A 20,129-nucleotide genomic window follows, 5' to 3' on the forward strand; every position below is an offset into this window, starting at 1 on the left:
GAGGCTTGATGTACTTCTTCTTATTTTGCTCGGGCCCTTAGGTCCAACGTTTGATACGTGGATCTACGTACCCGCTGTTGAGTGTGCAAGCATGTGTCAAAACCGGACTTTACGCAAGCTATTCTTTATCTGTTTGATTTTATTGATTTTTCTTCGCCGTAATTTCTCCGGCGCGAGGCTTGCTCATTGCCGTCCGAATTTCGTCACTACTTAGGCCCAGGGCGCACAAATGATGCAGTTTGGCGAAGGCCGCTTCCACGGTCATATCTCCGCCTCCCAACAGGCCCGTCTTCGCCAGCTCCGAGCCAGCGGCGTAACTACCCAGATTGACGCTGCCGGAAGTGCACTGGGTCAGGCTCGTTAGGACCACGCCGCGTTTGTGGGCTTGCTCCAGCGCTTTCAGGAAGGGCTTATCGAGACTGGGTCCGTTGCCGACGCCGTAGGTGCGCAATATCAGCGCGCGACAGGGCGTCTGCGTCATCGCCTCGATGACCTCCGCTTCAATCCCAGGATACAACGACAATACGCGCACCTGGGCGAAGTTATAATCCGGCAGCTCGAAGCAGATCTTATCGGGAACAGGCAGTAGCGCGTGTTGATTCAGCTCAATATAGATGCCGACATCGGCGAGATGGGGATAATTTGGGCTGGCGAAAGCTTCAAAACCCGTGGCGAGCAATTTGCTGCTACGGTTCCCTCGTAGCAAGACGCCGTTAAAGTACAGGCAAACCTCAGGAATAGTGTAGGAACTGGCGAGTTCAATCGCGGTCACCAAGTTGGTCTGGGCGTCGTTGCGCAGTTCGCTGAGGGGAATTTGAGAGCCGGTGACGATGACGGGTTTGGTCAGATCCCGTAACAGGAAGGACAACGCTGAGGCCGTGTAAGCCATGGTATCGGTGCCGTGCAAAACGACGAAGCCGTCGTAATCGTCATAGCGGTCGCTGATGTCTTTGGCGATACGGGCCCATTCCGGCGGTCTGATGTTGCTGCTGTCGATGGGGTCTGGATATTCGAAGAGGTCGTAATCCGGCATGTCCATGGACAGGCGCGGAGGAATTTTTTCATCGATCAGCTTCTGCAGGCCGCTGACGGCCACATAGCCTTGTGGGGAGCGCACCATGCCAATGGTGCCGCCGGTGTAGATGATGAATATGCGTTTGCTCATTCGGAATCCTCGTTCATCAGGAAACGTTCAGCCACGCGAGCGAAGAGTTCCGGCTTCTCCGCGTGCAGCCAGTGTCCCGTATGCGGAATGACCCGCAAGCCCGCTGCGGGAAACAAACGCGCTATATGCTCACGATGCTTGGGCTGGATGTAGTCGGAGTTTCCACCCTTGACAAACAAGACGGGTCCCGGGAAAGGCTGCTGTGCATCCTGGCCCGCCATGATATTCATGTAGTTCTGCTGAATCGCCGGTAAATTCATCCGCCAGGAAAAGCGTCCGTCTACGCCTTTCTGCAGATTCTTCAGTAGAAACTGACGCACCGGCAACTCAGGCACATAGGGTTTGACCAGCTCGTCGGCCTCCTGTCGGGAGGACAGCGACGCAGGGTCCAGTGCCGTGAGCCCGGCGAGAATGTCTTTGTGATGGGGTGGATAGGCGACTGGCGCAATATCCGCCACGATCAGTTTTTCAACGCGCTGAGGGTATTCCAGCGCAATCTGCATGGCGGTCTTGCCGCCCATGGAGTGTCCCAGCAGGTGGGCTTTGGCGATGCCAGCATTGTCCATGTAGCGGATGACGTCCGCCGCCATGAGGGGGTAGTCCATCATCTGCGCATGAGGCGAGCGGCCGTGATTGCGCATGTCCAGGGAGTGAATGACAAAATTGTCGGCAAGCAATCGGGCGATGCCGCCCAGATTTTCCATAGAGCCGAACAGGCCGTGGATTAAAACGAGGGGCGCTTTATCTCCAGCAGATTCCTGAGTGTTTCCCTGAACGCGATGATGCAACTGCAGCATTAATGTTTACCTTCGAATAACCAACACCAATAGGCTAGTTCGCCCAAAGCCGTGGAGTTTAGCAGATAGGCGGACTGATGTTTGCCCGCCAGCAGCTGAATCTCCCGGAATACGGTTGGAAGAGGCGTATTGTCCGGTTTGAGCTGGGAAAACTGGGAAATATAGCCCCACATATGCCAGACCGCGTTGCGTAAACCTCCCAGAGGAGGCGGCACGCGCAGGGCGGCGACCAGTTCTTCCGCCAGATCGCCCAAGGCGATTTCTCGGGCGGCGACGGCGCGGCCAAGGGATTGATACATGCCTTGATTACGCGCCATGACCGAGTATTTATGCTGCGCCCACAGGGCCTGGTCGTTGCGAGGACTGGGAAGACGCGCGCCGGCTTCCGCTTGCGGCCATTGCTCTTCCACTGGCATGCCGGGGCGAGCGGGCCAGATCAAGGATTCGCCTGAGGCGTGAATATAAGGAAGGGTGCTGTTCTGCCGCAGATTAATCTCACTGACCACCAGGTTATACATGGTCATCAATGCGTCAACGTGTCCCCGCCACGACTTCAGATGGGGATCCTGCTGGATTTTTTCCGGTTTCCTGATGGCTCCCTGCAGCATATTTAGCTGGTGCTGCAGCTGAGGTAGGCTGAGGTAGCCTGGATCGATGTCAAAAAGAAATTGTGGCATAGGGTTCGCCAGATGGCCTCTTGTTCGGTTGGTTGTCTCGTTCTCAATAGTCGTTTTTCTTATGAGTCCGTCATTTACAGCGCCAGACGCCCAAAATAACGTTTTGCAAAGGCAAAATGTAGACGCATGTGCAGCAAAGAACGACATTAATTTCCGCACTATGTGAAAAAAGTATTGCTGTTGCGATGTGAAAGCGCCGTGGTCCCGCGGTTCGGCCTAAAAAATGTCTTATTCGGCCATTGGTCTGTTGCGTGGCGGACTTTTATGATGGTTTTTACGCCGCGTTGCGGCGCATACTCTGAAGCATCGGGACCTGAGCGGTAAATATGAAAAAAAGGTTAGACAAAAAGTAACAGCTTGACGCTGCTGGCGTCAGCCAAAAAGCTTTGGTACCCGAACTGGATATAACAATACCAAGAAGAGCGAGGTCTGCGCATGACTGTGAATACTGGCGCCGAACAAGAATCCCGGCGACTCCATTTTAGAAATTGCACGCTGTGCGAAGCCATGTGCGGCCTGCGCATCGAAACCCATGGCGACGAAGTGGTCAGCATCAAAGGCGACGCCGAGGATCCCTTCAGCGAGGGGTTTATTTGCCCCAAAGCAGTGGCGCTGCAGGATCTTCAGAATGATCCAGACCGCTTGCGCCAACCATTACGTCGCACCGCTGACGGTTGGGAGGAAATTTCCTGGGGCGAAGCCCTGGATTATACCGCGCAGCGCTTGATCCAAGTGCGTGAGGAGCATGGACGCAATGCGTTGGGAGTCTACTTGGGCAATCCCAACGTGCATGACCATGGCAATACTCTTTTTATTCTGCCGTTCCTGCGCGCATTGGCCACCAGAAAACGCTTTTCCGCCACGTCCCTCGACCAGCTTCCGCATATGCTGGCCAACCTTACGATGTTTGGAAATCAGGGCCTGTTTCCAGTTCCTGACATAGATCGTTGCGACCTTTTTGTCTGCATTGGCGGCAATCCTCTGGCGTCCAATGGCAGCCTGATGAGCGCAGGCGGCGTTGAGCGCAGACTCAAGGCCATTCGCGAGCGTGGGGGCAAAGTCGTCACCATTGATCCGCGTAAGGCGGAAACAGCGAAAGTGGCGGACGAACATATCTTTATCAGACCTGGGACGGATGTGTTGCTGTTGCTGGCTATTATCAACGTCCTGTTTGATGAAGACCTGGTCAATCTGGGCCATCTCGCCGATATCACGGAGGATGTGGAGCTACTCAGATTGGCGGGAGAAGCTTATCCCGCCGAACGCGTCGCGGAAGCGACAGGCGTTGCGGCGGACGACATTCGGAAGCTGGCCAGAGAGCTTGCGCAGACCCGTCAGGCGGTTTTATACGGGCGGATGGGCGTCAGCGTGCAACGCTATGGCGGCTTGTGCGTCTGGTTGATTTACTGCATCAATATATTGACTGGCCATCTGGATCGTCGCGGCGGCCTGATGTTTACTCAGCCCGCCATTGACCTTCCCGCCATCGGCGCGATGTCCGGACATAAAGGGCATTTTGGTCGCTATCGCAGCAGCGTGCGCGGTTTGCCTGAATTTGGCGGTGAACTACCGGCGGCGACACTGGCGGAAGAGATCCTGACCGAGGGGCCTGAGCAGATTAAAGCCATGGTGGTGGTGGCGGGGAATCCTGTGCTGTCTTCACCCAATGGCGGACGGCTGGACGCAGCGTTCGAGTCCCTGGAGTTTATGGTGAGTATTGATATGTACGTCACCGAAACCTCTCGTCATGCGGATATCATTCTCCCGCCTGCTGGCCCTTTGCAACGCAGCCATATCGACATCGTGTTCGCCGCGCTGGCGGTGCGCAACACCGTGAAATACTCCCCGCCGCTGTTTCCCAAAGAGGACAACGAGCTGCACGACTGGGAGATATTTTTGGAGTTGTCGCGGCGTCTGAGCAGTCGCGATTTGCGCTCGTCGATCGAAGCGGAATTCAAATACAAGCTGCTTAAGCGCCTGGGACCAGATGGTCTGGCGGATATCTATCTGCAGCTGGGTCCCTATGGCCGCGACCTGCCGGCGTCGGAGCGCTGGTCCGGTTACCTGGAGAGAGCGTTGCAGGCGCTGCATCCCGGACATCCGCTGCGACAGCTCTGGAAACAGGGCCCCTTAAGCGATGAAAATCGCGATCTGCCGAAAGGGCTCTCAATCAAGACATTGCTACAGCATCCGCACGGCGTGGACCTTGGGCCTCTGCGCCCCTGCCTGCCGCAGCGACTGTTCACCAAGGACAAACGCATTAACCTGGCGCCGAAGATTTATCTCAGCGACTTGTCCCGGGTGAAAGCGTTACTGAATGAAAGCGGGGACGACGCATTGCTGTTGATCGGGCGTCGCCATGTCCGCTCTAACAATTCCTGGCTGCACAATAGTCATCGTCTGGTGAAGGGCAAAAACCGGTGTACGTTGCTAATGCATCCCCGCGACGCCAGCCGCTATGGCGTGCGTGACGGCGAAGACGCGGAAGTGCGCTCTCGTGTGGGCGTTGTGGTTCTGCCTGTGGAGGTGACGGACGACATCATGCCCGGCGTCGTTAGTATTCCCCATGGGTGGGGACACAAACGCAGCGGCGTCAACTGGTGCACGGCCAGTGCTCATGGGGGCGTCAGTGTAAACGACCTGACCGACGAACTATGGGTTGATCCACTGTCCGGCAATGCGGCGCTGAATGGCGTTCCCGTGACAGTGAAGTCTGCAACCGGTCGCAAAGGCAAAAGCCGAAGCGCTGGCGCGCAGAAGCAGGGCGGCTCTGTGGCGGTTTAGCTCAATCCCATCACTGCAGCGCCGCCGTCAGCAGGGAAAGCGCCAGCGGCATGGTGAGCATGGCCATCAGCGTTTGCGCGCTGATGATGCCCGCCATTAGTGGCGCATCGCCGCCAAGCTGGCGAGCCAGGATATAGGAGGCTGTCGCAGTCGGTAGGCAGCCAAGTATGGCGAACACTGCGACATTGAGCGGCGGTAGCTGCAACGCCAACGCGCTGCCGACGAATATGAGCGGGAACAAACCCAGTTTGAAGGCGCTGCTGATCATGAGCGAGCTGCCGGCGCCTTTCAGGTTACGCAAGTCCAGAGCCGCGCCAACGCACAGCAAGCCCAATGGTAGCGCCATATTACCCACCAGCTTTAATACTTGGTTGACGGCGTCTGGAAAACCAATCCCCAGACTGTTGAAGGTCAGTCCCGCCAAACTTCCCAGTATCAGTGGATTGGTGATGATCGCTTTGCCCACGCCGCGCCAGCCGGGCGCTGACTGCTCCACATAAAGCGCGAAGGCGCCGATGCACAGCACATTGATCAGGGGGATCATAATGGACATGGATAACGCCGCCAGCGCCAGCCCCTGATCGCCCTGCAACGCCTGCACGGCGGCCAATCCCACATAGGAGTTAAAGCGTACGGCGCCTTGGTAAACGGACGTGAAACGAGAGCCTGACCAACGCCGCCAGTGTTGTATCGCCAGCATCAAGGCGGATGCGATGACAAACGCCAATAGAATCGCCAGGAATAAACGATCCAGCATCAGCCCGTCCCGTTTGGCGTAGGTGAGCTTATCCACCAGCATCATGGGAAACAGGAAGTAATAAAGAAACTTTTCCGCCGGCGGCCAGAAGCTATCGCCGGGAAAGTTAAGGCGGCGCATGCCGTACCCGATGAGGATAAGTATAAAGACGGGAATGAGGGCGGCGCTGACCTGCATAGTTAGGCGTCCGTTAGCGTTTCGAAAATGAATATTGTCGGAGCTGTCCGCCCTGTTGATCTATACGCAGTAATGGCTAATCGGCGGAATCAATCGATACCTAATATTTTGTGGAGCTGCACGCTCAAGCGCCATTTTGGATAACGCATACAGAAATCCATCGCCAGCTTGGTATTGTGAATCTTGCGCTCATCTTCGCCCTCTAACGCCAACGGGTTGGCCATGGGAGACAGATAATAGCGGCCGGCGTGAATATCATCGAAGCGTTCCGGCGGCGCTTCCGGTTGCGGGTAGACCAGCTTGAGCTCGTCGCACTCTTTTATCACTACCTCCGCTCGACCTTTGGGGCTGACGCATAGCCAGTCGATGCCGGCGGGAGCGGGCAGGGTGCCGTTGGTTTCCACTGCGACTTCGAAGCCCTTGGCGTGGAATGCCTCAATCAGCGGCTCATCCAGTTGCAACAGAGGTTCGCCGCCAGTGCAGACGACAAAGCGCTCGCCTTCTTCCTGCGGCCAGAATGACAGAATGCGTTCCGCCAGTTCCTCCGCTGTCGCGAACTTGCCGCCATTCTGACCGTCCACGCCGACAAAATCCGTATCACAGAAGTTGCAGACAGCGCTGGCGCGGTCCTTTTCACGTCCTGTCCACAGGTTGCATTTGCTGAAGCGGCAGAACACGGCGGGGCGCCCTTGGTGCGCCCCTTCCCCTTGCAGGGTGTAGAAAATTTCTTTTACCCGGTACATACAGACTCATACGCCACGGGATCAACCGCGTCATTCTTTTCAAAGGCTTCCAGGCGCTCGACGCAGGAACCACACTTGCCGCAGGCTTTTTCACGGCCGTTGTAACACGTCCAGGTTTGTCCGTAATCCAGACCCAAGGCCAGACCTCTGCGCAGAATTTCAATTTTCGTTTCGTATAAATACGGGGCGCGGACTTCAACTGGCTCGTAGTTGGCCAGTTTGGACGCTTCACTCATGATTTCCACGAACGCCGGACGGCAGTCCGGGTAGATGGCGTGGTCGCCGCCATGGGCGCCGTAATAGACGGCTTCGGCTTTGAGTGAGACGGCATAGCCAATCGCCAGAGACAACAGAATCATATTGCGATTAGGTACTACGGTGGACTTCATGTTCTCTTCTTCATAGTGTCCTTCCGGCACCTGAATGTCGTCAGTCAGAGAAGAGCCGGCCAGCAACGAATTGATGGCGGTGATGTCGATGATCTTATGGGCGACGTTCAGGCTTTCGCATACCTGTCTGGCGCATTCCAGCTCTTTGCTGTGTCGCTGTCCATAATTGAAGGAGAGGGCGAAAACTTCTTTACCTTCCGCCACTAACTCGTTGAGAAGAGTGAATGAGTCCATACCGCCGGAGAAGATGGCGACGGCGCGATTTGGAATAAGGGACGTATCAGACTGATTCATTGCCTACCGCTTGTGAGAGAACAAAAGCGCATTATACCGCGGGCTATAGTGGCTGTCGTCCGTTCATGCCCTGATCCGGACGTTGGAAAAGCGGCAATTTGGGGAAAATCTGCTATACAGAAAAGAAGGGGCGGCGTCCCGTGATGCGCCCCGCCCCGGCGTCGTTTCATCGCGATCTCCGCTCCCGGGCGAGAGAAGTACCAAGGGGGAACGCATATGAGTCCGGTTCAGCTAGCTCTGTTGGGTCAGATCTTTGCAGTCGTACTCTGCCTGATCGCCGCTCTGGCGATGCTTGGATTGGGCGCGGAAAAGATGCGCCGTCAGCCGATCAAAATCAAAACGGAAGAAAAGCGGCGTCGCCGTCAGGGCGGCATGTTTATCATCGGCGCATTAGTCTGGGGCGGACTGGCGTATTTGCAGACGCCAGAGCGCAGCAACTGGGAGGTGGCGGCGCAAGCGGAGGATTGGCCCAGTCTGCTCAACATGATGCCCGCCGCAGCGGCAGGCATACCTCCCGAGTTCAGCGATCCCTCCACCGAAGACAATGCGTTGATGACCGCGCGAGTGGCCAGTCTGGCGGAGGAGATGCTGTTGTTCCCGGATAATCCTGATTTCGTCAGTCTACGCAACTATCTCGCCAGTGAGTTGGTGCAGTCTGAGCAATTTGACCGTTATCCCGATCCGGTGCTGATCGATCTCTCCAGTCGCGCAGACAAGGCCGCCATCAAGTACATCGCGGATGAGCGCCCTGGAATACTTACGGTCATTTACTATACCTCCGGCGCTAAAGATCAGAGTATGCTTGTCTACTGGCCTGAAGTAGCCGGCGACCAAATAATATACACGCCCATATCGGGAGCGTCGGCTAAAGCCGCAGTCATTCTGCTGGAAAAGGAACTTGCCGACGCCGGAGCGGGATAGGCGCTCCGCCGTGTTTAAGATCGACGTCCTCCACATCGGTCCGTTCGCCACAAGGCGCGTTGTAGAAGTGGCCGGTATTTGCGCCCCGTCTTGCGACAGGGGATCGTGGCGGATACGACGCCGCACAGAGGATGCCGTGAGGAGTATGTGAAAAACGAACCGAATATGTCTTTTGAGACAATGGCTTCGCAGATAGAAGCATTACAACAACAGCCCTGCTTTATCGATTTTGAAGCATCGAGTTTGGATCTGATTTGCAGTTATCCGATTGAAGTGGGCGTTTGTCTGCCGGATGGCGCCATTCATAGTTGGCTGCTGCGTCCCGCCCCCTTGTGGACGGATTGGTCTGAAGACGCCTGCGCCATTCATGGCATCTCTCGCCAGCAACTGCAGCAGGAAGGCGTCAATGTCGTCGATGTTGCGCATGCGCTCAACGAATTGCTTCCCGAACATGTTTATTGCGACGCCTGGACCTTTGACAGCTTTTGGCTGCATCGTCTGTTCCGGGCCGCCAAGCTACAACCCGCCTTTAAACTGGAATCCATCGCCGCACTTCTGGCTCCGCAACAGGTAAACAACTGGGCGGAGACGCGTCGTCGCGCTATTGAGACATTAGGCGTGGAAACTCACCGCGCCGCCAACGACGCGCAGATTCTCTACACAACCTGGAAAATGGTCATCGAACAAGGCTTGTGATCTGACTGCAGGCGCAAAAAAAGCGGGAGACTGCTTGCGCCTGCAGTAACCCGCTCAGGAGAGCACTTTTGTGCCTACATTAAGGAAATGCAAGAGGGTATGGAGTGCGTTGGGAATCCAACGTTCCCGTGTCTTCTAAACCCTACAATTGACACGCTAAAAAGTATGGTTCAGCCACCTTGCTTTTACTGTAGGTGAATACCGAGGCCCTTATTTCCCTAGGCCTGGCGTTAGATTTGGCCTGTCTCAATCCCCTGTAATCCTTGCGCCAAAGCTCGTTGTGTTTGCTCTCGTAACCAGATGTGGGCGGGCTCGCGATCTGTGGATCTGTGCCAGTAGAGATAAGTCTCCAATGGGGCCAGCGTCAGGGGAAAAGGCATGACCTGCAATGGGATAGTTTGCGTTAGGCGCCGCGCAACCTGTTCCGGCGCGCACAGGATCAAATCGCTGCTGGCCGCCGTCAACGCCGCGCCGTAAAAGTGAGGGGTGCGCAGTCCCAATTTACGCTGCAGGCCGTGCCGGGATAACTGGATGTCTTCATATCCAGGCCCATGCTCCCGGGAGGAAACCTGCACATGAGGCCAACGCAACATTTCCGCCAGATTCCATTCCCCGGCCAGGGCGGGATGGTCTTTGCGCAACAGACAAGCCAAACGATCTTCAAACAGTTTCTCATGACAAATGCTGTCGTCGTGACTGATCAGCACATCCGCCGCCAGATCAATGCGGCCGCTGGCCAGATCATGCAGGATCTGCTCGCGGGGCGAGCGCAGACAGTTAAAGATCACTTTCGGGGCGATCGCCCTACAATTTTTGATCAGCTCCGGTAACAGCAGCACATCGAACAGGTCCCGCACGCATAGTCTGAAACTGGTTTCCAATTGTGCAGGGGCGAACTCCTGACCCTGTTGCAGACCGCGTTGTAACTGATTCAGCGCCTGTCTCACCGTACCGATTAATTGATGGGCGTAAGGGGTTGGCGTCATACCACGGGAAGAGCGGATGAACAGCTCATCGCCAAGCGCTTCCCGCAGACGATTGAGAGCATGACTCACGGCTGGCTGGGTCAAATGCAACACTTCCGATGCGCGAGTGATGCCGCCTTCACTATAAATAGCGTCGAACACCACAAACAGGTTCAGGTCGATGCGGCTAATATGCATGATTTTTATATTTATCTATTTCTATTATTCATTTGTTTAATTATATGGCGGTGACTATGGTTTAGCCATTCACTCAAGCGCTTCCAGCGCGGCGGGCGATGCGCAAAGAAACGCTCGTCTGTAATGGCCAAACTCTGATTTTGAGGTGAGCAATGGAATTCGATCATTCACCGCGCGCCGCGGGCTACATTCAGCGAGTTCGCGATTTTATCCGCGACCGGGTCTTACCTGCGGAGCAAGAATATTACGCCCATCTGGCCGAACCCGGACAGACCTGGACCCAACCGCCGATCATGGAAACCTTAAAAGCGGAAGCGAAGAAGGAAGGCTTGTGGAACCTGTTTCTACCGGAAGAGGAATACGGCCCCGGACTCAGCACGCTGGAATACGCGCCGCTGGCGGAGGAAATGGGATGGTCGTTTATAGCGCCTGAGGTCTTCAACTGTAATGCGCCTGACACCGGCAACATGGAGGTATTGGCGCGCTATGGCTCCCGCGAGCAGCAGGACGCCTGGCTAAAGCCTCTGCTGGCGGGAGAGATTCGCTCCGCGTTCGCCATGACGGAAAAGGACATCGCTTCTTCCGACGCCACCAATATGCAGGCGACCATTGTCGTTGAAGGGAATGAGGTGGTGGTGAATGGCCGCAAATGGTGGACGTCCAACGCCGGCCATCCCCGTTGTGAATTTTTTATCTTTATGGGCGTTACTGACCCTGACGCCGATCGTCACCAACGTCATTCGATGGTTATCGTGCCGCGCAACACGCCGGGTGTGAATGTGAAGCGCATGCTGCCGGTGTTCGGTCAGCTGGATGAGCCATACGGTCATGGCGAAGTCCATTTCGAAAACGTGCGCGTCCCCTTAACCAATATCATCGCCGGTCCCGGACGAGGATTTGAAATCGCTCAGGGTCGATTGGGGCCGGGTCGCATTCACCACTGCATGCGCGCTATTGGCGCTGCGGAGAGGGCGTTACAGCTTATGTGCGAGCGGTCATTGAGCCGCGTTGCTTTTGGTAAACCATTGGCGAAGCTGGGAGGGAATGCGGACATTATCGCCAACGCGCGTATGGATACTGAAATGGCGCGCCTGCTGACGCTGCAGGCGGCGTATAAAATTGATAAGTACGGTGTGTTTGCGGCGATGAGCGAGATCTCGCAAATCAAGGTTGTAGCGCCGAGTTTGTGTCAGCGTATTGTGGATCAGGCGATTCAGATGCACGGCGGCGCAGGCGTCTCCGATGATTTTCCGCTGACGGCGTTGTTTGGCTATGCGCGAGTGCTGCGTTTGGCGGATGGACCCGACGAAGTGCATCGGGCTTTGATCGCCAAGTATGAACTTAAGAAATACCAACGATAGACCAGAGGAGGGGATATGCATCGATTTCCAGAAAAGCGCGTCGCGATTACCGGCGCCGCCAGTGGATTGGGACTGGCCACTGCGCGGCATTTTCTCAGCCGCGGGTGGAGGGTGGCCTTTGCGGATGTGCAGGACGACACCGGAAACGCCATCGTTGCGTCGCTGGGTCTGCCCGAAAACCGCGCCTTTTATCAGCATGTAGACGTCACCAAGGTACGGGATATACAGGCATGGCGGCGCAAAATTGTAGAGCTGTGGGGCGGTCTGGATATCCTGGTGAATAACGCCGGCGTGGCGGCTCATGGCGGAATTGGCGAAGCGCCGCTGGAAGACTGGGAATGGGTGATCGATATTGACCTCATGGGCGTGGTGCGCGGCTGTAAAGAATTCGCGCCGTTGTTCAAACGGCAACGCTCCGGCCAGATCGTTAATATCGCTTCCATGGCGGGACTGGTGCATGCCCCGGAAATGGGCTCCTATAACGCCGCCAAAGCCGGCGTCGTGGCGCTCTCGGAAACACTGGTGGGTGAATTGTCTCCCTTTGGCGTTGGCGTAAATGTCGTTTGTCCCGGCTTCTTTTCGACAGGGCTGGCGAGTACGGCGCGCTCTCCTAATCCCAAACTCAAAGAAACCATGGAAAAGCTGTTCGCAGGCTCCAAGCTGAGCGCGGCGGATGTGGCGGAACGCTTATATGAGGGGGTGGATAAACAGCATTTCTACATTTTGCCTCACGCCAATTACCGGCTGTTGTGGTGGTTGAAAAGATATGCGCCCGGAGTCTATTTGCGAAGCATGAAGACCTTGGGGCGTCGTCTTTTGGCGAAGCGGCAGGACTGCGATGACAGCGTGGAAACGACGGAAAAGGGGCGAGCGGTAGGATGAGTGCAATGACATTTGCTGATAGCGCGGGTGCGGTTCGCGCCGGTGAAGAACTTGACGCAGCGGCGATAGACGCCTTTCTCAAGCAGCATATGAAGGGGCTGTCTGGCGAACTGCGGATTCGGCAGTTTCCGGGCGGCGCCTCTAATCTGACTTATTTGCTGCAGTATCCCGATCAAGAGTTTGTGTTGCGCCGCCCGCCATTCGGGCGCAAGGCCAAGTCCGCTCACGATATGGGCCGGGAATATCGGGTGATGCAGGGCTTGCGAGGGATATATCCCTACGTGCCAGCGATGGTGGCGTTTTGTGAGGACGAGAGCGTTATCGGCGGCGAATTCTACGTTATGGAGCGCCTCAAAGGCGTCATTCTGCGTGGCGATCCGCCAGCAGGAATGCCGTTCAGTGAAGCGGATCAGCGCGCACTGTGTCATAACATGGTGGACCGACTGGTCGAGCTGCATCAGGCGAACTGGGAGAGTACGCCCCTGAAAGATTTATTGAAGGAAGGCGATTACGTCGAGAGGCAGATTGATGGCTGGTGTGATCGCTATCGACGCTCCAGGACGGATGACGCGCCGGATTTTGAAGAAGTGATGGCCTGGCTGCAGCAGCACAAGCCGAAACAGATACGGCGATGCCTGGTGCATAACGACTATCGCTTTGACAATCTGGTTTTGGACGCCGATAACCTGATGAACATTATCGGCGTGCTGGACTGGGAAATGGCGACCATTGGCGATCCGCTGATGGACCTGGGCAACAGTCTGGCGTATTGGGTGCAACGGGATGACCCGGCCCCCTTGCATATGCTGCGGCGTCAACCCACGCACTTGCCGGGGATGATGAGTCGTGCGGAAATTGTCGACTATTACCTGCAGCGAGCCGGTCTGAGTATTCCCAGCTTTGATTTTTATGAGGTGTACGGCATGTTCCGATTGGTCGTCATCATTCAGCAGATCTATTACCGCTTCCACCATGGCCAGACGCAGGACAAACGTTTCGCCAGCTTTATACAGGCCGTGCAGTATCTGGACGGCTATTTGCGAGACAAGATTCATGCGTCTTCTCTGTCCTGATTTGGCTTACATGGTCATGCACGATTTTGTACGCGACTTAACGGGCGAGATTGGTTGATGGGCGCGGTCTATTTAATTCGCCATGGACAAGCCAGTTTCGGCGATAACGATTACGACAAATTGTCTGAGCTTGGACGTGTTCAGGCGCAGAGGCTGGGGACTTATCTGGCTGAAAAAGGTTTGCGTCTGGATGCATGGCGAAGCGGTTTGCTGAATCGTCAGATAGACACCGCCTCCATTGCGCTCAACGAGATGGGCGCAGAGGCGGAAGTCGCTCGCAGCCATGGCTTCAATGAGTTTGATCATGTCGCTGTATTGGCCAAAGTGCTGCCTGAACTGGCGCAACGGGATGCGGATGCTGCGGCCTTTGTGAGCGGAAATATCGACCGTCGGCGCAGTTTTCAGAAAGTGTTTGAAAAGGTGATTGCCGCCTGGCTGGAAAGAGACTCATGGGAGGGCGTGGATTCCTGGTCGACATTTAGCGACAGGGCCGCTCAGACATTTGAATCCACACTGGAGGAAGTTGGCGGCGGCCGCAATATCGCTATCGTGACTTCTGGCGGTGTTATTACTGCGATTCTGCAAAAAGTACTTGGCCTGTCTTCACCCGCGGCGTTCAGTATGAACTGGTCCATTGTGAACGCCTCCATCACCAAAATCATGTACAGCGGCGGCGGGCGTCGCTCGCTGGCTTATTTCAATAATTACAGTTACTTGCAGTGCGGCAGGGATCGCAGTTATGTCACCTGGCGCTGAACTGACGCAAATATTAAGGGCCTTATTATGCAAAAAGACTTATTTCAACTGACGGGACAGATTGCGCTGGTCACTGGCGCCAGCCGCGGGATCGGCGAATCCATCGCCAGGACATTGGCGCAGTATGGAGCGCATGTCATTGTGTCCAGTCGCAAAATAGAAGGCTGTGAATCCGTGGCGCAGTCGATTCGCGACGCAGGCGGCTCCGCTGAGGCTATCGCCTGTCATATCGGTGAGATGGAGCAAATATCCTCATTGTTCGAGCAGATAAAAGAAAAGCACGGCAAGCTGGATATCCTGATTAACAACGCGGCCACCAATCCTTATTTCGGACATGTGCTGGAAACGGATCTGGGCGTATTTCAAAAGACCGTTGATGTGAACATCCGTGGTTACTTCTTTATGTCCGTGGAAGCCGGCAAACTCATGCGCGCGCAGAAGAGTGGCAAGATTGTGAACGTGGCGTCGGTCAATGGCGTCATTCCCGGACACTTTCAGGGCATCTATTCCATCACCAAAGCCGCGGTGATCAGCATGACCAAAACATTCGCCAAGGAGTGCGCGGGCCTGGGGATTCGAGTGAATGCGCTGCTGCCAGGGGGCACAGACACCAAATTCGCATCAGCGCTCACGCAGAATGAAGCAATACTTAAACAGTTGCTGCAGCATGTACCGATGAATCGTATCGCAGAGCCGACGGAAATGGCGGGCGCCGTGCTGTATCTGGTGAGTGACGCCGCTTCTTATACGACAGGTTCCGTGCTGGCGGTGGACGGCGGTTACCTGATTTCGTAAACCGTATGGGACGCAACGCCAAGTCGCTGCGTCCCATGGATTGCCGACTCAGGATTCAGGCGGTTGTGTCTGAATGAATGAGTCGCGCTTGAACAAACGATCCACATAGTCCGCAAGGTGCGGATGGTTATTGCGCCAATCGGAATCGCCGAAACGGAAATCATACCAGCCCACTACGCTGCCAATGGCGATGTCCGCCAGCGTAAGGTGGTCTTCAAATACCCAATGCTTACCGACAGTGGCCTTTTCCAGGGCGGCCAAGCCGCGCTCTACTTTCTGCTCCTGACGGGCGATCCATTCCGGGCCTTGTCGTTCCGATGGGCGTTTTTTCTCCAGAAAGATGGCGATGGCCGCTTCGCAAACGCCGTCCGCCAGCGCTTCCAACTGGCGTACTCTGACTGCGTCGATCGACTTGATTGGAACCAGACGATGACGGGTTTCCAGGGTCTCGATATATTCGGCGATAACCGGCGAATCAAACCAGATCTCGCCATGCTCGTCGATTAATACGGGAACTTTGCCCAATGGATTAAATTTAGGTACGGAGGTATCCGCATTCCAGGGAATCTCTTCCAGCAGGGAAAACGGAAGCCCCTTTTCCAATAACTGTATGCGGATCTTCCTGACAAAAGGACTGGTAAGTGAGCCGATGAGCTGCATATGATTTCTCCGTTAACAACTCCCTATCGTTGAGGTCTTCTATAGTCAATAACTTAGACTGTAGACGTCAACTGTTTTCGTTCACTGTAAAAAATACTGACGCTGAAACGAAAAACGCCGGCGGATGCCGGCGTTTGCGTGTAAAAATCTAAGTTCTGATTAGGCTTGGCGGCGGCGGAATACCAACAGCCCGGCTAAAGCAACACCGAACAGCGCAAGCGTTTCTGGCTCTGGCACTTCCCGGCGATTGTAGCTACCGTCATGAGAGAACGGAGCGAACGCCACTATCGGCTTTTTCAGGTCGAAGTCGAATGCATACAGGTCAAAGTGCAGGCCAGTTCCTGTAAAGCCGGAAACGTCGAAGTCAAAGGCGTTGTAGTACAGGTAGTCGCCTGATCCGCCGTACAGTGCGAATCCATCGGGATCGTCCTGCACATTGTAAGGCGTGGCTTTATTACCGGTGTCGAAGGAGAAGTCGACTTCGTAGTAATAAGTGTCGTAAATACCGTGGCCTGGCAGGTCAGCGCTGCTGCTGACTACCTCTACAGGAGGAGTGCCGTAAGTCATATCATCGGTAATATCAATGGTGATGCCATTGACGACAATGCTGCCTAAGTCAGTCGGCGTCGACAGTTTGGGCGTGACGGCGATGCTAAGGCGGAAATCAAATAAACCAGCGTCAACGATACCTGTATCGGCTAAGGCATAAAGTGTAAAGGCGGTGGCGCTGGTTACCGAATCCTCGGAGGCCATGTCATAGGTTCCATCTTCAATTCCAATTTGCAGCGCCGGAAGAGCGAATGCTCCGGTAGAGGCGAGCATGGCAGATGAAAAGACAAACGCTTTGAGTGAGGTTGTTGTTTGTTTCATGACTCTTGAGCCTGTACTGCGAGTGTGGTTAATGACAGGGTGGACTACATCAGAAAACAGGCAATTACCTCGCCATACTAAAAGTTAATGAACATGGACAGGCACTTGGCGAGTTACGTGATGTTACAAAGAAATTGTAAATGTAAATTTTTGTGACACATGTCGGAAATTGAATGCTGTTAATTTGACAGGGCCTTATCCATAAAGCTCAGGAATACAAGGGCGTGGGGGATGAACTTATCGCAAGGTTCACTGTAAATTGCTTGTTTTTGCTATGCTGAGCCCCCATCAAGCGGGAAGTTATTCCAAACACGACACTTTTTCTCAATCTTGTAAGAGTTAGGCGGAGATCATGGAGCGTTTTATTGAAAATTTGATGTATTCAGCGCGCTGGATACTTGCCCCGATTTATTTGGGCTTAAGCTTGGCCCTGTTAGCGTTGGGCGTGAAGTTCTTCCAGGAGATCTTCCATGTAATGCCAGTGATCTTCTCCATGAAAGAAGCGGACTTGGTGCTCGTGGTGTTGTCGCTGATTGATTTGGCTTTGGTTGGCGGCTTGCTCGTAATGGTGATGTTCAGCGGCTATGAAAACTTTGTCTCACAGTTGGATATCGCCGAAGGGCAGGAAAAACTGAGTTGGCTGGGTAAAGTGGATTCCGGCACGCTGAAAAACAAAGTGGCGGCGTCTATTGTCGCTATTTCTTCTATTCATCTGCTGAAAATATTCATGAATGCGGAGAATGTGGAGGAGACCTATTTGCTTTGGTACGTGATCATCCACATGACTTTTGTAGTGTCCGCATTCTGCATGGGATACCTGGACAAGATCACCCGTAAGGAACACTAACGCTCATCGCGGCCGGGCGAAAATGCCTGCAAGCTAAGCGAAATACGTTTATGTCGGATAAAACCGGGGCCTTTGAGCCCCGGTTTTTCGTTGGCGTCTCAGTGCAGCTTGAGACGTGGCCGAATGATTTTATTGATGCGCGCGGAAAACATGATCAGCGCGGTTTTGATGTATCCATGCAAAGCGATTTGATGCAGACGATACAGGGAGATGTAGACGAAGCGCGCAATGCGTCCCTCGATCATCATGGATTTGCCGGTCAGATTCCCCATCAAATTACCGACGGTGGAGTAGCGGCTTAACGACACCAGTGAACCGTGATCCTTATAGATATAGGATTTTACCGGCTTGTTGGCCAACAGGTGACGCAGGTTAACGTAAACATGGCTGGCCATCTGGTGAGCGGACTGCGCCCGTGGCGGTACTTTGGAACCGTCAGGCTGGGGACAGCTGGCGCAGTCGCCGATAGCGAAAATGCGGTCGTCTTTGGTTGACTGCAGGCTGGGTAACACCTCGACCTGATTGTTGCGGGTGGTTTCCAGTCCGTCGATGCCCTGGAGGAAATCCGGGGCTTTGACGCCCGCCGCCCAAACGCGCATGTCCGCGGTGATGAATTCGCCGTCGCCGGTTTCGAAGCCTTTATCCGTGACCTTGGTGACTTTGGTGTTGGTCTTGATGGCGATGTTCAACTTGCCCAGTTCTTCGACTACCGCGTTGGAGATGCGCGTAGGCAGGGCGGGTAAGACTCTGGGACCGGCTTCGATGATGGTCACTTTCAGATTCTGGGGACCTAATTTCAGACCGTAAGCGCCCAGCAGCGCCGTGGTGTTGTGCAGCTCCGCGGCCAGTTCCACGCCTGTGGCGCCGGCGCCGACGATGCCTATCTCCAATACTACCGGCTTACCTTCCGACGCCTGACTGCTGAGGCGGAGGTAAGTGTTGATGAGGTTCTTGTGGAACAGGTCGGCTTGTTTGCGGCTGTCGAGGAACGCGCAGTACTCGGCGGCGCCTGGGGTGCCAAAGTCGTTGGTCTGGCTGCCGAGGGCCAGCACCAGATAATCATAAGCGAGCGTGCGTTCAGGACTGATTTCATCGCCCCTCGCATCATGCATGGGCGCCAGGCTTATTGTGCGCGCCTGGCGATCCAGACTATGCATTTTGCCGAGATGGAAGGTGAAGCCGTGGTAGAAAGCGTGGGAACGGTAGCTGATTTCGTCGATGCCGGAATCCATGGAGCCAGTGGCGACTTCATGTAGTAACGGCTTCCATAAGTGGGTGGGGTTGCAATCCACCAGGTGGACCTCCACCCGTTTCTTCTTCCCGAGCGCATTGCCCAGGCGGGTGACCAGCTCCAGCCCCCCTGCGCCGCCGCCGACGACGACTATTTTAGGTATGCTCATAAAACAACTCCCCGAAATAGCTAGGGATTATAAGACGAAATACCCAGGAAATCCCGGCTACGGTAAAGAAAATCCGCTGACTTGCATATGGGGGAGTGAAGACGAAATCTGTTTTGGGCTTTCGCCCTGAGCGGCTAAAAAAGGGAGGGCCTCTTGTCCGCCTGGATCAAGCGGGCGCGCCCTCCAAAAAGCAGGCCTGTAAAACGTACGTCTCGGCGTCGGGTGAATCAGGGTCGGTCCATCACCTTCAGGAATCATGCTGAGACGTCCATTGGCGGCCGGCTTGCGTTGAATCAGCGTTGCAACCGAGAGCGGCTCTTTTGGAGCCTGTCGCCCTGAATGCGCCGGCGAAATCGGTCCGTCGCCTTGATCAGGACGCCTTAACGCTGCGTTTTCCCTCGAGTGCGGCAGTCTAGGGAGAAATGCGCCCCCCTGCATCCGTATAGGATACGGACATGGGAGGGCGTCCTGACGGGAGCTTATTCTTGTTTTGTCCCTTGGCGGGGCGTACCGGTGGGGTTATCCGGTAGCCTGCAACGGCTGATCCTGGTGGTTCGACTGATACTCGGTGATGTAACTGCCTCCCATCAATACGAGCGGAATGTGCAGTTTGTTGCGTATCAGCAAGTCAAAGAACTTGATTTTGTTGGTGATGGAAAACTTGTTTTTGATGTTTTCCCGGTAAGTCTCCACCGTTCGTGGCGACAAACCCAGCACCTGGCTGCTTTCTTTGGCGGATAAACCGCATAGCCAGAGTCCGATGGTCTGCGCTTCTCGGATGGAAATTGGAACGCCGCTCAGCCGCGCTAGCGACGGCAGCAGATCGTCTTCCGCAGGCGCGCTGCGGTACACAGTGGGGAGGTCATTTCCTTTTGTAACCATGGTAAGCACTTTTACGTCCTATCCTTACATCCATTACTGT

Annotated in this window: 20 protein-coding genes; 9 read left to right on the top strand and 11 right to left on the bottom strand. The window is 55.0% G+C overall.

Annotated elements, in window-relative coordinates:
• Window positions 1-139: 139 nt before the first annotated feature.
• From ansA to ONV78_RS03760, 3 genes are read right to left on the bottom strand one after another with little or no spacing between them, the layout of a single operon-like run.
• The gene (ansA, locus tag ONV78_RS03750) at window positions 140-1,165 is read right to left on the bottom strand and encodes an asparaginase (RefSeq protein WP_216736087.1); all 1,026 of its coding nucleotides are present in this window, start codon (window positions 1,163-1,165) and stop codon (window positions 140-142) included.
• Complete coding sequence (locus ONV78_RS03755) at window positions 1,162-1,962, bottom strand: alpha/beta fold hydrolase (protein ID WP_279501231.1); 801 nt, start codon at window positions 1,960-1,962, stop codon at window positions 1,162-1,164. Before ONV78_RS03755 ends, ansA begins: the two co-directional genes overlap by 4 nt.
• Window positions 1,962-2,639 carry a DUF1722 domain-containing protein gene (locus tag ONV78_RS03760; protein WP_164887409.1) on the bottom strand — a complete coding sequence of 226 codons (678 nt, stop codon included), beginning with the start codon at window positions 2,637-2,639 and terminating at the stop codon, window positions 1,962-1,964. Before ONV78_RS03760 ends, ONV78_RS03755 begins: the two co-directional genes overlap by 1 nt.
• 435 nt (window positions 2,640-3,074) lie before the next feature.
• Here ONV78_RS03760 and ONV78_RS03765 point away from each other — a divergent pair, with 435 nt between their 5' ends.
• Window positions 3,075-5,423, top strand: coding sequence for a molybdopterin oxidoreductase family protein (locus ONV78_RS03765; RefSeq protein WP_279501235.1), 2,349 nt, complete (start codon window positions 3,075-3,077; stop codon window positions 5,421-5,423).
• 10 nt (window positions 5,424-5,433) lie between these two features.
• On the opposite strand, the gene ONV78_RS03770 is transcribed toward ONV78_RS03765, so the two are convergent.
• From ONV78_RS03770 to queC, 3 genes are all read right to left on the bottom strand, one after another.
• Window positions 5,434-6,357: an AEC family transporter gene (locus ONV78_RS03770; protein WP_279501237.1), complete on the bottom strand. Its 924-nt coding sequence runs from the start codon at window positions 6,355-6,357 to the stop codon at window positions 5,434-5,436.
• Between the two features lie 89 nt (window positions 6,358-6,446).
• Complete coding sequence (gene queE / locus ONV78_RS03775) at window positions 6,447-7,100, bottom strand: 7-carboxy-7-deazaguanine synthase (RefSeq protein ID WP_279501239.1); 654 nt, start codon at window positions 7,098-7,100, stop codon at window positions 6,447-6,449.
• Window positions 7,088-7,783 carry a 7-cyano-7-deazaguanine synthase QueC gene (gene queC, locus ONV78_RS03780; RefSeq protein WP_216736091.1) on the bottom strand — a complete coding sequence of 232 codons (696 nt, stop codon included), beginning with the start codon at window positions 7,781-7,783 and terminating at the stop codon, window positions 7,088-7,090. Before queC ends, queE begins: the two co-directional genes overlap by 13 nt.
• A 216-nt stretch (window positions 7,784-7,999) precedes the next feature.
• Between queC and ONV78_RS03785 the strand changes: the two genes are divergently transcribed.
• Together ONV78_RS03785 and ONV78_RS03790 are read left to right on the top strand one after the other, a co-directional pair.
• Window positions 8,000-8,704 carry a hypothetical protein gene (locus tag ONV78_RS03785; protein WP_279501242.1) on the top strand — a complete coding sequence of 235 codons (705 nt, stop codon included), beginning with the start codon at window positions 8,000-8,002 and terminating at the stop codon, window positions 8,702-8,704.
• A gap of 165 nt (window positions 8,705-8,869) precedes the next feature.
• Window positions 8,870-9,400, top strand: a complete 531-nt coding sequence (locus ONV78_RS03790; protein WP_241566918.1) for a hypothetical protein — start codon at window positions 8,870-8,872, stop codon at window positions 9,398-9,400.
• Between the two features lie 230 nt (window positions 9,401-9,630).
• Here the strand turns inward: ONV78_RS03790 and ONV78_RS03795 are convergent, their stop codons facing one another.
• Window positions 9,631-10,563, bottom strand: a complete 933-nt coding sequence (locus ONV78_RS03795; protein WP_279501245.1) for a LysR family transcriptional regulator — start codon at window positions 10,561-10,563, stop codon at window positions 9,631-9,633.
• A gap of 152 nt (window positions 10,564-10,715) precedes the next feature.
• On the opposite strand from ONV78_RS03795, the gene ONV78_RS03800 reads away from it, so the two are divergent.
• From ONV78_RS03800 to ONV78_RS03820, 5 genes are read left to right on the top strand one after another with little or no spacing between them, the layout of a single operon-like run.
• A complete protein-coding gene (locus ONV78_RS03800) occupies window positions 10,716-11,924 on the top strand; it encodes an acyl-CoA dehydrogenase family protein (RefSeq protein ID WP_279501247.1) in 1,209 nt (402 codons plus the stop codon).
• Window positions 11,925-11,939: 15 nt separating this feature from the next.
• A complete protein-coding gene (locus ONV78_RS03805) occupies window positions 11,940-12,806 on the top strand; it encodes an SDR family oxidoreductase (protein ID WP_279501249.1) in 867 nt (288 codons plus the stop codon).
• Window positions 12,807-12,811: 5 nt separating this feature from the next.
• Window positions 12,812-13,879: a phosphotransferase family protein gene (locus tag ONV78_RS03810; protein WP_279501251.1), complete on the top strand. Its 1,068-nt coding sequence runs from the start codon at window positions 12,812-12,814 to the stop codon at window positions 13,877-13,879.
• A gap of 57 nt (window positions 13,880-13,936) precedes the next feature.
• Complete coding sequence (locus tag ONV78_RS03815; RefSeq protein ID WP_279501252.1) at window positions 13,937-14,635, top strand: phosphoglycerate mutase family protein; 699 nt, start codon at window positions 13,937-13,939, stop codon at window positions 14,633-14,635.
• Between the two features lie 27 nt (window positions 14,636-14,662).
• The gene (locus ONV78_RS03820) at window positions 14,663-15,430 is read left to right on the top strand and encodes an SDR family oxidoreductase (protein ID WP_216736098.1); all 768 of its coding nucleotides are present in this window, start codon (window positions 14,663-14,665) and stop codon (window positions 15,428-15,430) included.
• Between the two features lie 48 nt (window positions 15,431-15,478).
• Here the strand turns inward: ONV78_RS03820 and ONV78_RS03825 are convergent, their stop codons facing one another.
• Both ONV78_RS03825 and ONV78_RS03830 read right to left on the bottom strand, forming a co-directional pair.
• The gene (locus tag ONV78_RS03825) at window positions 15,479-16,090 is read right to left on the bottom strand and encodes a glutathione S-transferase (protein WP_279501254.1); all 612 of its coding nucleotides are present in this window, start codon (window positions 16,088-16,090) and stop codon (window positions 15,479-15,481) included.
• A gap of 159 nt (window positions 16,091-16,249) precedes the next feature.
• On the bottom strand, window positions 16,250-16,960 hold the full coding sequence (locus ONV78_RS03830; protein ID WP_279501255.1) for a choice-of-anchor N protein: 711 nt from the start codon (window positions 16,958-16,960) through the stop codon (window positions 16,250-16,252).
• A 352-nt stretch (window positions 16,961-17,312) separates the two neighbouring features.
• Here ONV78_RS03830 and ONV78_RS03835 point away from each other — a divergent pair, with 352 nt between their 5' ends.
• On the top strand, window positions 17,313-17,807 hold the full coding sequence (locus ONV78_RS03835; protein ID WP_127974045.1) for a TIGR00645 family protein: 495 nt from the start codon (window positions 17,313-17,315) through the stop codon (window positions 17,805-17,807).
• A 98-nt stretch (window positions 17,808-17,905) separates the two neighbouring features.
• On the opposite strand, the gene ONV78_RS03840 is transcribed toward ONV78_RS03835, so the two are convergent.
• Both ONV78_RS03840 and ONV78_RS03845 read right to left on the bottom strand, forming a co-directional pair.
• Window positions 17,906-19,207 (bottom strand): NAD(P)/FAD-dependent oxidoreductase, encoded by a 1,302-nt coding sequence (locus tag ONV78_RS03840; RefSeq protein WP_279501257.1) that lies wholly within the window; start codon window positions 19,205-19,207, stop codon window positions 17,906-17,908.
• 519 nt (window positions 19,208-19,726) lie between these two features.
• Entirely contained in the window at window positions 19,727-20,089 is a 363-nt protein-coding gene (locus tag ONV78_RS03845; RefSeq protein WP_127974043.1) for a LuxR C-terminal-related transcriptional regulator, read from the bottom strand.
• Window positions 20,090-20,129 lie beyond the last annotated feature (40 nt).

This window comes from Hahella sp. CR1 (assembly GCF_029813005.1).
Taxonomy (GTDB): Bacteria; Pseudomonadota; Gammaproteobacteria; order Pseudomonadales; family Oleiphilaceae; genus Hahella.

What these genes read in the sequence shown, in the direction of transcription:
- ansA (WP_216736087.1), bottom strand. Translation starts at nt 1,165, where the DNA reads ATGAGCAAACGCATATTCATCATCTACACCGGCGGCACCATTGGCATG.
- ONV78_RS03755 (WP_279501231.1), bottom strand. Translation starts at nt 1,962, where the DNA reads ATGCTGCAGTTGCATCATCGCGTTCAGGGAAACACTCAGGAATCTGCT.
- ONV78_RS03760 (WP_164887409.1), bottom strand. Translation starts at nt 2,639, where the DNA reads ATGCCACAATTTCTTTTTGACATCGATCCAGGCTACCTCAGCCTACCT.
- ONV78_RS03765 (WP_279501235.1), top strand. Translation starts at nt 3,075, where the DNA reads ATGACTGTGAATACTGGCGCCGAACAAGAATCCCGGCGACTCCATTTT.
- ONV78_RS03770 (WP_279501237.1), bottom strand. Translation starts at nt 6,357, where the DNA reads ATGCAGGTCAGCGCCGCCCTCATTCCCGTCTTTATACTTATCCTCATC.
- queE (WP_279501239.1), bottom strand. Translation starts at nt 7,100, where the DNA reads ATGTACCGGGTAAAAGAAATTTTCTACACCCTGCAAGGGGAAGGGGCG.
- queC (WP_216736091.1), bottom strand. Translation starts at nt 7,783, where the DNA reads ATGAATCAGTCTGATACGTCCCTTATTCCAAATCGCGCCGTCGCCATC.
- ONV78_RS03785 (WP_279501242.1), top strand. Translation starts at nt 8,000, where the DNA reads ATGAGTCCGGTTCAGCTAGCTCTGTTGGGTCAGATCTTTGCAGTCGTA.
- ONV78_RS03790 (WP_241566918.1), top strand. Translation starts at nt 8,870, where the DNA reads ATGTCTTTTGAGACAATGGCTTCGCAGATAGAAGCATTACAACAACAG.
- ONV78_RS03795 (WP_279501245.1), bottom strand. Translation starts at nt 10,563, where the DNA reads ATGCATATTAGCCGCATCGACCTGAACCTGTTTGTGGTGTTCGACGCT.
- ONV78_RS03800 (WP_279501247.1), top strand. Translation starts at nt 10,716, where the DNA reads ATGGAATTCGATCATTCACCGCGCGCCGCGGGCTACATTCAGCGAGTT.
- ONV78_RS03805 (WP_279501249.1), top strand. Translation starts at nt 11,940, where the DNA reads ATGCATCGATTTCCAGAAAAGCGCGTCGCGATTACCGGCGCCGCCAGT.
- ONV78_RS03810 (WP_279501251.1), top strand. Translation starts at nt 12,812, where the DNA reads ATGACATTTGCTGATAGCGCGGGTGCGGTTCGCGCCGGTGAAGAACTT.
- ONV78_RS03815 (WP_279501252.1), top strand. Translation starts at nt 13,937, where the DNA reads ATGGGCGCGGTCTATTTAATTCGCCATGGACAAGCCAGTTTCGGCGAT.
- ONV78_RS03820 (WP_216736098.1), top strand. Translation starts at nt 14,663, where the DNA reads ATGCAAAAAGACTTATTTCAACTGACGGGACAGATTGCGCTGGTCACT.
- ONV78_RS03825 (WP_279501254.1), bottom strand. Translation starts at nt 16,090, where the DNA reads ATGCAGCTCATCGGCTCACTTACCAGTCCTTTTGTCAGGAAGATCCGC.
- ONV78_RS03830 (WP_279501255.1), bottom strand. Translation starts at nt 16,960, where the DNA reads ATGAAACAAACAACAACCTCACTCAAAGCGTTTGTCTTTTCATCTGCC.
- ONV78_RS03835 (WP_127974045.1), top strand. Translation starts at nt 17,313, where the DNA reads ATGGAGCGTTTTATTGAAAATTTGATGTATTCAGCGCGCTGGATACTT.
- ONV78_RS03840 (WP_279501257.1), bottom strand. Translation starts at nt 19,207, where the DNA reads ATGAGCATACCTAAAATAGTCGTCGTCGGCGGCGGCGCAGGGGGGCTG.
- ONV78_RS03845 (WP_127974043.1), bottom strand. Translation starts at nt 20,089, where the DNA reads ATGGTTACAAAAGGAAATGACCTCCCCACTGTGTACCGCAGCGCGCCT.